The sequence below is a fragment of the Streptomyces sp. ADMS genome (assembly GCF_033441795.1).
Lineage (GTDB): Bacteria > Actinomycetota > Actinomycetes > Streptomycetales > Streptomycetaceae > Streptomyces.
On the sequence record NZ_JAVFVX010000021.1, the window covers coordinates 22927 to 31957 of the forward strand.

Here is a 9031-nt window from a genome sequence, read left to right on the forward strand (position 1 = left end):
TGCTCGGGGATCACCCCTTTTGCGGGGTCTGAGCGGCTTGTCTCGGGGTTTGGGATAGCCGGTGGACGGTTCCGTCCGGCGCACTACGCTTCCCCCATGACCACGCTTTCGCCGTACGACTCGATGTCCCCGGTCACACAGGCCGCCTACCGCGCCAAGGCCGCCGCCGCCGACCTCGCCCCGCTCCCGCGGGCCGAGAAGGACGACGCGCTGCTCGCCATCGCGGACGCGCTGGAAGTCCGTACGAGTGAGATCGTCGAGGCCAACGCCAAGGACATCGCCCGCGCGCGCGAGGCCGGCACCAGCGAGACGGTCATCGACCGGCTGACGCTCACCCCGGAGCGGGTGCGTGCGATCGCCTCCGACGTACGGGACGTGGTGGCGCTGCCCGACCCGGTCGGTGAGGTCGTCCGCGGCTCCACCCTGCCCAACGGCATCGACCTGCGCCAGGTCCGTGTCCCGCTGGGCGTCGTCGGCATCATCTACGAGGCCCGCCCGAACGTGACGGTCGACGCCGCCGCCCTCTGTCTGAAGTCCGGCAACGCCGTCCTGCTGCGCGGCTCGTCCTCGGCGTACGAGTCGAACACCGCCCTGGTACGGGTGCTGCGCGACGCAGTCGGCGGGGCCGGCCTGCCCGCCGACGCCGTCCAGCTCGTCCCCGGCGAGGGCCGCGAGTCCGTAGGGGAACTGATGCGCGCCCGCGGCCTGGTCGACGTACTCATCCCGCGCGGCGGCGCCTCCCTGATCCGGACCGTCGTCCAGGAGTCGATCGTCCCCGTGATCGAGACCGGCACGGGCAACTGCCATGTGTACGTGGACGCGCAGGCCGATCTCGACATGGCGATCGAGATCCTCCTCAACTCCAAGGCGCAGCGCCCGAGTGTCTGCAACTCCGCCGAGACGCTCCTCGTCCACCAGGACATCGCCCCCGATTTCCTGCCGCGCGCCCTCGACGCGCTCGCCGATGCCGGGGTCACCGTGCACGCCGACGAGCGTGTGCTGGCGTACGCGAAGGGCTCGAAGGCCACGGTGGTCGAGGCGACCCCGGAGGACTGGGAGACCGAGTACCTGTCGTACGACATCGCGGCCGCCGTCGTCGACTCGCTGGACCGGGCCGTCGAGCACATCCGGCTGTGGACCTCCGGGCACACGGAGGCGATCGTGACGACCTCGCAGCAGGCCGCCCGCCGCTTCACCCAGCTGGTCGACTCGACGACGGTCGCCGTCAACGCCTCGACGCGGTTCACCGACGGCGGTCAGTTCGGTTTCGGCGCGGAGATCGGCATCTCGACGCAGAAGCTGCACGCGCGCGGGCCGATGGGGCTGCCGGAGCTGACCAGCACGAAGTACATCGTCACAGGCGACGGGCACATTCGCCGCTGAGAGGCATGATCGCGGGCCCGTCCGCCGGGGTGCCCGGCGGACGGCGGACGTGCGACCGGCGCTGCGCCCCCGGCGGTTCACGGCGCGCAACGGCGGCCGACGGCGGATGAAAAGCCTCTCATCCATCAGCCGAATTTCCCTTCCGTCTGCCCAAAACGACACCCCCGGTCTACTCTGGACAGGTGCCGGAGGACGTGGGGGGCACGCCGTTCTTCCCTGACGGCGGGGAGCCCGACGACGACCACGACCGCGGGGTGTCGGACGAAGAGTTCGCCTCCGTGGTCTTCGACGAGGCCTTCGTACGGGCGGCCGTGGTGCACGAGCCGACTGCCGTGGAACGCCTCCTGGCCGCCGCGCAGGCGAGAGCGGAGGCCTCCGAGGCCGAGGCGCGCCGGGCGCGCACCAGAGGCCCACGAGGAGACGACGAGCGCTACGAGGACGGCTTCGGCCCGGACGACCCCGGCTATTTCGGCCACGATCCGGATCGCGACGACCCGGACGGCGCCGAGGTCCTGGAGGGCCGCTACGGCGCTCCGGGCACGCACGGCAAACAGGTCTCCCGCTGGCACCGGCCCGTCGCCTGGATACTCGCACTCGTGATGGGGGTCGGCATGGTCGCGCTGGCTTTCACGGCGGTCTACCGGGGGGCGTCGTCCAGCCGCCAGGAGCAGGTGCCGCCGCCCGCCTCGACCGGCCTTGAGCGGGGCAGCGCGGCGACTCCTTCGGCCTCGGCCGACTACTCCCAGCCGGCCGTCTCCGCGATCCCTCGCACACCCTGACCCAAAGCCGCCCGGGCCCTGTTCCACTGGTGAGAACCTGTCAGAACTTGTCGTGAGCGGGGCGTTTACCGGGGCTTCCTGCGACCTACTCTGAATGTATGGGCGGACCAGGAGACCCACCTGAGGGGACACCCGAGGCTGCCCCCGGGGGCGGCGAGGACGAGTACCGATCCGTCGTCTTCGACGAGTCGTTCGTCCGCGCTGCCCGGCTCCAGGAGTTCTCCGCCCAGGAGCGTCTGGACGACCACGCACCCGCCGTACGCCGTCGCCCGTCCGTGTACCGGGGACTGTCCCGGCAGGCGCTGATGCTCGTCATGCTGATCGCCCTCGCCTTCGGCACCGCGATCTACATGGGCGTACGGAGCCCGTACCAGAGCCCGGTCGCCAAGCTGCCCCTCGAGCCGCTGCGCATGACCGTCATCCCGCTCGCGCCGCAGGGCGCCGTGCCCGGCGCGACCGACACCGAGCAACTGTTCGCACATAGTCCGGCCGCGCAGTTCGGCATAGGCGCGGAGGGCATAGCGCTGCCCGCCACCCGGCGTACCGCGCACTTCTCGGACAGCCAGGTCGTCAGCGCCCTGACCACCGCCAAGGACTACATAGTCGAGTCCTCGCTCTATCCGGAGGTGCTCACCGGCAGCGAGGTCCGGGCCGTGCGGGTGATGCTCGATCCGGACCAGCTCGGCCAGTTCGACCAGAGCTTCGACCGCCCGGTCGCCGACGGCAGGCACGCGCCCACCGGATGGCTGGTTCGCTTCGACCCCTCCCGTGCCCGGCTGGCCGACGACAGAATCCGGGTACGGGGCACCATGCGGGCCACCGAGGCCGACGCGACGACCCTGGAGGTCGTCGCGGACCACACCTTCGTGTACGCGCTGCGGCCGACCGGCGCCGACGACAAGGCGAAGGCGTCTCTCTTCACCGTCCGGCGCGAGCTGCACTTCAGCTTCGACCGCGACGACCTGCGGATGCACCAGGCCCAGCTGCTCGTCTCCTTCGTGCAGGCCGGGCCGCTGTCCTGCGCCGATGACTCCGCGAACCACTTCCGCCCGCTGCTGGCCGGCCAGACCGCCAAGGAGGGCGGACCCGCCGGTACGGATCCGTACGCGACGGGCGGCACCACGGCGCTGTGCGGCTCGCTGGCGGCCGGGGCGCAGCCGAAGGTGTGACCTGATCCCCCGTCGCCGTACAGGTCAGCCGTTGTCGCGCGGGGGCTGGTCCTTGGGCGGCGCGGAGTCGCCGGGTGCGGAGTTGCCGAAGCCACCGAATCCGCGCCGGACCCGGCCGCCGAGGTCGCCCGCCCCGCCGGCGATGTCGGCGACCAGCTTCATCAGCGGGTCCTTGGAGTTCTTGACGTCGGTCGCATAGCTCGTCGCCGACTCGCGGAACGAGCCGGAGACCGAGGTGTCGTTGTCCTCGGCGCGGCGCGGGTAGTGACCGTCCATGATCCGCTGGTGGTCGCGGGACTCGGCCCACTTCTTCAGCTCGGCGGCGCGCACGGCCGTGAAGGGGTGGGTGCGGGGGAGGACGTTGAGGATCTTCAGTACGGAGTCGCGCAGGTCGCCCCCCGCCTCGTACTCCTCGGCCTGGGCGAGGAACGCGTCCACGTTCATCTCGTGCAGGTGGTTGCCGCCGGCGATCTTCATCAGACCGCGCATCGAGGCCTTGAGGTCCTGGCCGACGAGGAGTCCCGCGCGGTCGGCGGACAGCTCCGACTTGCGGAACCACTCGCGAAGGGCGGTGACGATCGTCATGATCGCGATGTTGCCGAGCGGGATCCAGGCGACGCGGAGGGCCAGACTGGTCAGGAAGAGCAGGATGGTCCGGTAGACGGAGTGGCCGGAGAGGGCGTGTCCGACCTCGTGCCCGACGACGGCCCGCATCTCCTCCTCGTCGAGCAGCTCGACGAGGCCCGTGGTGACGACGATGATCGGCTCGTCCAGGCCGATGCACATCGCGTTGGGCTGGGGGTCCTGGTTGACGTACATCGGCGGGACCTTCTCCAGGTCCAGGATGTCGCAGGCGTCCCGCAGCATGGCGTTCAGATGAGTGAACTGCTGGTCCGAGACGCGCACGGAGTCGGACAGGAACAGCAGCCGCAGACTGCGCTCGGGAAGCAGTCCGCTGAGCGCCTTGAAGACGGTGTCGAACCCGCTGAGCCTGCGCAGGGCGACCAGGGCGGAGCGGTCGGCCGGGTGCTCGTACGCCCGTGAGGAGATCCCGGGAAAGCGGGTGCGCTGTCTGCTGGGCACGTTCTCGTGGCCGTCCGGCCCGATTCCGTTGCTCTCGTGGCTGTCGTCGGACATGTGTTCCCCCATGCGTCTGATTGCCCTGTGTGCCCCCGAAGCGGGGCCCAGCCTAGGCGGAGATACCGTGGCGGGGCAGCACACCGTAAGGAGCGATCCGATGGACCACACCCCCGTCGCCAACTGGATCACCGAGGCCGCGAGCGCCGCCGAGAAGCAGGGATCCGGGGATCTGCTCCGGGTCGTGCTGATCGTGATGTTCTTCGGCTGCGTCCTGACCGCGTTGTTCCTGTTGCGGGGGTACAGGCAGAAGGACGACTGAGGCGGGCCGGAAGTTCCCCTCCCCACGCCCGTGGGCGGAGTCGGCGTGATCCGCGTCGGCGCGCACCCTTACGATGAGCCGACGTCTTTATCCCGCCCTCACCGGATAGGTCCTGCCGAAGATGAGCTTCCACAGCGCCGCAGCCCAGTTGGTCACCCTTGCCGCCGAGGGCGAGGAGCACGGCGGTAACCACGAGAGCCTCAACCCCTACCTCACCGGTGGCGGCGCCTTCTTCATCCTGATGCTCCTGCTGTGGATCACCACTCGTTTCAACCGCGACCGCTGAGTCCGGTCCAGAAGGCTTCCGAGGCTGTGGCCGGTGCCCTCAGGCCGGGCCGGTAGGGTCGCACGCATGGGAGAGCAGGACATGCCTACCGGTCCGGCGGACAACGCCGGGGACCGTCCGGCGCACGACGCGGAGAACCGCCGGGAGCTCCGGCGCGTACCCGGCAACGGCCCGTCGAGGCCGGGCAAGCGCCGCCTCGGCGTCATGGGCGGCACATTCGACCCGATCCACCACGGGCACCTCGTGGCGGCCAGCGAGGTCGCCGCGCAGTTCCACCTCGACGAGGTGGTGTTCGTACCGACCGGACAGCCGTGGCAGAAGACCGACCGCAAGGTGTCGCCGGCCGAGGACCGCTACCTGATGACGGTCATCGCCACCGCCGAGAACCCCCAGTTCTCGGTCAGCCGCATCGACATCGACCGCGGTGGCCCGACGTACACCACGGACACCCTGCGCGACCTGCGCGCGCTCAACCCCGACACGGACCTCTTCTTCATCACGGGCGCCGACGCGCTCGGCCAGATCCTCACCTGGCGCGACGCCGACGAACTGTTCTCCCTCGCGCACTTCATCGGGGTCACCCGGCCCGGCCACACCCTGACCGACCCGGGACTCCCGGAGGGCGGTGTCTCGCTGGTCGAGGTTCCCGCTCTGGCCATCTCGTCCACAGGCTGCCGTGCGAGGGTCGCCAAGGGCGACCCGGTCTGGTATCTGGTGCCGGACGGTGTGGTGCGCTACATCGACAAGCGCGAGCTGTACCGCGGCGAGTGAGCCGAGAGGGGCACCGGTGAACGACCGATACGACTCGGGGTACGACGGCGACCAGCAGTACGAGATCGTCGGCTACGACGAACACGGCCGGCCTGTCTACCAGCAGGTGCCGCCGCCACAGCAGCAGTACCAGCAACAGGTACAGCCGGGGGAGCAGCCGTACGACCCCTACGCACAGCAGGCCCCCCGGACACAGGGGTACGAGGGGTACGGCTACGACCCGTACGCGACCGGGCAGCAACAGCCCGCCCCCTCGTACGACCCCTACGGCGCCGGCAATCCGGCCACCGGGTACGACCCCTACGGCGCCGGCAATCCGGCCACCGGGTACGACCCCTACGGGCAGGCGGCGGGCGGTGGGCAGGAGCCCGGGGCCGCCGAGCAGGCGACGCCCGTGGCACGGACCGCGCAGGCCGAACAGACCGCCTTCGTCCCACAGCAGGGCGGCCCGGTCGAGGACGACGGTCCGCAGGCTCAGGGCGGACCGCAGGACCCGGGCGAGCGCGACTACAGCACCCAGCAGTTCGCCTTCGTCGAGCAGCCCGACGGCGACTCCGAGGACGTCATCGACTGGCTGAACTTCACCGAGAACCGCACCGAACGCCGCGAGGAGGCCAAGCGCCGAGCCCGCGGCCGCGCCATAGCCATGGTCGTCGTTCTCGCCCTGGTGGCGGTGGGCGGGGTCGGTTACCTCTGGTACGCGGGGAAGCTGCCCGGAACGTCCTCCTCGGACACGACGGCCGGCGGTGCGGCCGGCGCTGCGGCCCAGAAGCGGGACGTCGTCGTCGTCCACCTGCACAACACGAAGAAGGGCGGCACCTCGACGGTGCTGCTCGTCGACAACGCCACCACCAAGCAGGGCTCCACCGTCCTGCTGCCCAACTCCCTCGCCCTGACCGACGACGACGGCTCCACGACAACGCTCGCCAAGTCCGTCGACGACGACGGCTCCTCCGGGACGCGTGACGCGCTCGACACCGTCCTCGGCACCGACATCGAGGGCACCTGGCGGCTCGACACCCCCTACCTGCAGAACCTCGTCGAGCTGGTCGGCAACATCGACATCGACACCAACGCCGACGTGCCCGACCCGGACGCCACGAAGAAGGGCACGGCTCCCCTGGTGAAGAAGGGCGAGGGCCAGACCCTCAGCGGGAAGATGGCGGTCGCCTACGCCACCTACCTCGCCTCCGGCGAGACCCAGGACGCCCAGTTGGAGCGGTTCGGACAGGTCATGCAGGGCGTGCTGCGCAAGCTGTCCTCCGACGCCCAGGCCGCGACGGTCACCGTGCAGACGCTCGCGCAGATCCTCGACCCCTCGCTGACCGACAAGGACCTCGGCAGCTTCCTCGCCAGGCTCGCCGACCTCGCCAAGGGCGGCGACTACAAGACCGCGCTGCTGCCCGTCCAGGGCGACGGCACGCTGAGTGCCCAGGCCGCCTCGACGGTCGTCAAGGCCGTGCTCGGCGGCACCGCCAAGAGCCCCGAAAAGGACGCCGCGGTGCGTGTCTCCGTCCAGAACGCCACCGGCGACAAGGGCGACACCGAGAAGGCCCGCGTCGTCCTTCTCAACGGCGGCTTCACCTTCCTGGAGGCCGGTACGGCCGACGCCGCCCGCGCCACGTCCCAGGTCACCTACGCCGACGCCGCCGACAAGGAGAACGCCACAGAGGCCGCCAAGACGCTGGGCCTGCCCACCAGCTCGGTGAAGAAGGGCACGGTCACCTCGAACGCTGACGTCTCCGTGATCCTCGGCCAGGACTACGAGCCCGCCTCGTGACGGGGTGACGGGGTGACGGGGTGACGGAGCGACGGGGTGACGGAGCGACCGGATAGCGACCGAATGTCGGGGCACCCCGGGCCTGGAGCGGGTGCCCGGGGTGTGATCCGGTAATGACGTGGGGTGGTGTCGGCGGTCCGTGAGACCCTTGGGTAACCCGCACGGGTTCCCGACCGCCGACCGAAAGCCTTGTAGTGACCGCCACTGACCGTTCCATCGAGCTCATCTCCGCCGCCGCGCAGGCGGCTGCCGACAAGCTCGCGCACGACATCATCGCCTACGACGTCAGCGACGTGCTGTCGATCACGGACGCCTTCCTGCTGGCCTCCGCACCCAACGACCGTCAGGTCAAGTCGATCGTCGACGAGATCGAGGAGCGGCTCAGCAAGGAACTCGGCACCAAGCCGGTCCGCCGCGAGGGCGACCGCGAGGCCCGCTGGGTGCTCCTGGACTACGTCGACATCGTCGTCCACGTCCAGCACAGCGAGGAGCGCGTCTTCTACGCCCTGGAGCGGCTCTGGAAGGACTGCCCCGAGCTGGAGCTGCCCGCCGACGCCAAGGCCACCCGCGGCAAGGCCGCCGAGCACGCCAAGCTTCAGGCCGAGGAGGACACCGCCGACTTCGGAGGACTGCGGTGACGGCCCCCGCCTCCGCCGGGACCGGCCGCAAGCCGGGCCCGGGCCGCCGCCTCATCCTGTGGCGCCACGGCCAGACGTCGTGGAACGTCGAGCGGCGCTTCCAGGGCACCACCGATGTCGGGCTCACCGAGATCGGCATCGGCCAGGCCCGCCGTGCCGCCCGGCTGCTCGCCTCCCTCAAGCCCGACGCGATCGTCGCCTCGGACCTCCGGCGCGCGGCGAACACCGCGCACGAACTCGCCGTACTCACCGGCCTCACGGTGACGCACGAGGAGGGCCTGCGTGAGACCTACGCGGGCGTCTGGCAGGGGCTGACGCACGAGGAGATCATCGCCCGCCACGGCGACGAGTACGCCGCGTGGAAGCTCGGTGAGCCGATCCGCCGCGGCGGCGGCGAACTGGAGACCGAGGTCGCCGACCGCGCCGCCCCCGTGGTGCTGCGGCACGCCGAGAAGATCCCCGACGGGGGCACCCTCGTGGTGGTCAGCCACGGCGGCACCATCCGGACCACCATCGGGCGCCTGCTCGGCCTGGAGTCCGGTCACTGGGAGAGCCTCGGTGGTCTCTCCAACTGCTGTTGGTCCGTCCTCGGCGAGGGTGCCCGCGGCTGGCGCCTCCTGGAGCACAACGCCGGCACGCTGCCCGAGCCGGTGCTCGGCGACGACGACTGAACACCCTCCCCGAACCCCGTCAGAGGCGGGACCCGGATTTCACTTTCCGGCTGGTCGCAGGCTAAAGTTCTTCTTGTTCGCCCCGCCGGGCAGAGCAGTACGAGGGGCTATAGCTCAGTTGGTAGAGCGCCTGCATGGCATGCAGGAGGTCAGGA

10 protein-coding genes are annotated in these 9031 nt (G+C 70.5%); 9 read left to right on the forward strand and 1 reads right to left on the reverse strand.

Annotated elements, in window-relative coordinates:
* The first annotated feature begins 96 nt into the window (after nt 1-96).
* From RB628_RS12200 to RB628_RS12210, 3 genes are all read left to right on the forward strand, one after another.
* Nucleotides 97-1383 carry a glutamate-5-semialdehyde dehydrogenase gene (locus tag RB628_RS12200; protein ID WP_318320380.1) on the forward strand — a complete coding sequence of 429 codons (1287 nt, stop codon included), beginning with the start codon at nt 97-99 and terminating at the stop codon, nt 1381-1383.
* A gap of 182 nt (nt 1384-1565) precedes the next feature.
* The gene (locus RB628_RS12205; protein ID WP_318320381.1) at nt 1566-2162 is read left to right on the forward strand and encodes a hypothetical protein; all 597 of its coding nucleotides are present in this window, start codon (nt 1566-1568) and stop codon (nt 2160-2162) included.
* Nucleotides 2163-2260: 98 nt separating this feature from the next.
* Nucleotides 2261-3331: a hypothetical protein gene (locus RB628_RS12210; protein ID WP_318320382.1), complete on the forward strand. Its 1071-nt coding sequence runs from the start codon at nt 2261-2263 to the stop codon at nt 3329-3331.
* Nucleotides 3332-3355: 24 nt separating this feature from the next.
* On the opposite strand, the gene RB628_RS12215 is transcribed toward RB628_RS12210, so the two are convergent.
* Nucleotides 3356-4468: a M48 family metallopeptidase gene (locus RB628_RS12215; protein WP_318320383.1), complete on the reverse strand. Its 1113-nt coding sequence runs from the start codon at nt 4466-4468 to the stop codon at nt 3356-3358.
* Between the two features lie 100 nt (nt 4469-4568).
* On the opposite strand from RB628_RS12215, the gene RB628_RS12220 reads away from it, so the two are divergent.
* The 6 genes from RB628_RS12220 to RB628_RS12245 all read left to right on the forward strand — a co-directional run bounded on the left by RB628_RS12220 (nt 4569) and on the right by RB628_RS12245 (nt 8876).
* Nucleotides 4569-4730 (forward strand): hypothetical protein, encoded by a 162-nt coding sequence (locus RB628_RS12220; RefSeq protein ID WP_318320384.1) that lies wholly within the window; start codon nt 4569-4571, stop codon nt 4728-4730.
* A 121-nt stretch (nt 4731-4851) separates the two neighbouring features.
* Complete coding sequence (locus RB628_RS12225; protein ID WP_318320385.1) at nt 4852-5016, forward strand: hypothetical protein; 165 nt, start codon at nt 4852-4854, stop codon at nt 5014-5016.
* A 66-nt stretch (nt 5017-5082) separates the two neighbouring features.
* Nucleotides 5083-5787, forward strand: a complete 705-nt coding sequence (gene nadD, locus RB628_RS12230; RefSeq protein WP_318320386.1) for a nicotinate-nucleotide adenylyltransferase — start codon at nt 5083-5085, stop codon at nt 5785-5787.
* 16 nt (nt 5788-5803) lie between these two features.
* On the forward strand, nt 5804-7567 hold the full coding sequence (locus RB628_RS12235; RefSeq protein ID WP_318320387.1) for an LCP family protein: 1764 nt from the start codon (nt 5804-5806) through the stop codon (nt 7565-7567).
* A gap of 194 nt (nt 7568-7761) precedes the next feature.
* The gene (gene rsfS, locus RB628_RS12240) at nt 7762-8205 is read left to right on the forward strand and encodes a ribosome silencing factor (protein WP_318320388.1); all 444 of its coding nucleotides are present in this window, start codon (nt 7762-7764) and stop codon (nt 8203-8205) included.
* Nucleotides 8202-8876, forward strand: a complete 675-nt coding sequence (locus RB628_RS12245) for a histidine phosphatase family protein (RefSeq protein WP_318320389.1) — start codon at nt 8202-8204, stop codon at nt 8874-8876. The genes rsfS and RB628_RS12245 overlap by 4 nt, the downstream gene beginning before the upstream one ends.
* The last annotated feature ends 155 nt before the right edge of the window (nt 8877-9031 follow it).

Coding starts and splice junctions, on each gene's coding strand:
- nadD (WP_318320386.1), top strand. CDS start 5,083: ATGGGAGAGCAGGACATGCCTACCGGTCCGGCGGACAACGCCGGGGAC.
- RB628_RS12225 (WP_318320385.1), top strand. CDS start 4,852: ATGAGCTTCCACAGCGCCGCAGCCCAGTTGGTCACCCTTGCCGCCGAG.
- RB628_RS12210 (WP_318320382.1), top strand. CDS start 2,261: ATGGGCGGACCAGGAGACCCACCTGAGGGGACACCCGAGGCTGCCCCC.
- RB628_RS12200 (WP_318320380.1), top strand. CDS start 97: ATGACCACGCTTTCGCCGTACGACTCGATGTCCCCGGTCACACAGGCC.
- RB628_RS12220 (WP_318320384.1), top strand. CDS start 4,569: ATGGACCACACCCCCGTCGCCAACTGGATCACCGAGGCCGCGAGCGCC.
- RB628_RS12215 (WP_318320383.1), bottom strand. CDS start 4,468: ATGTCCGACGACAGCCACGAGAGCAACGGAATCGGGCCGGACGGCCAC.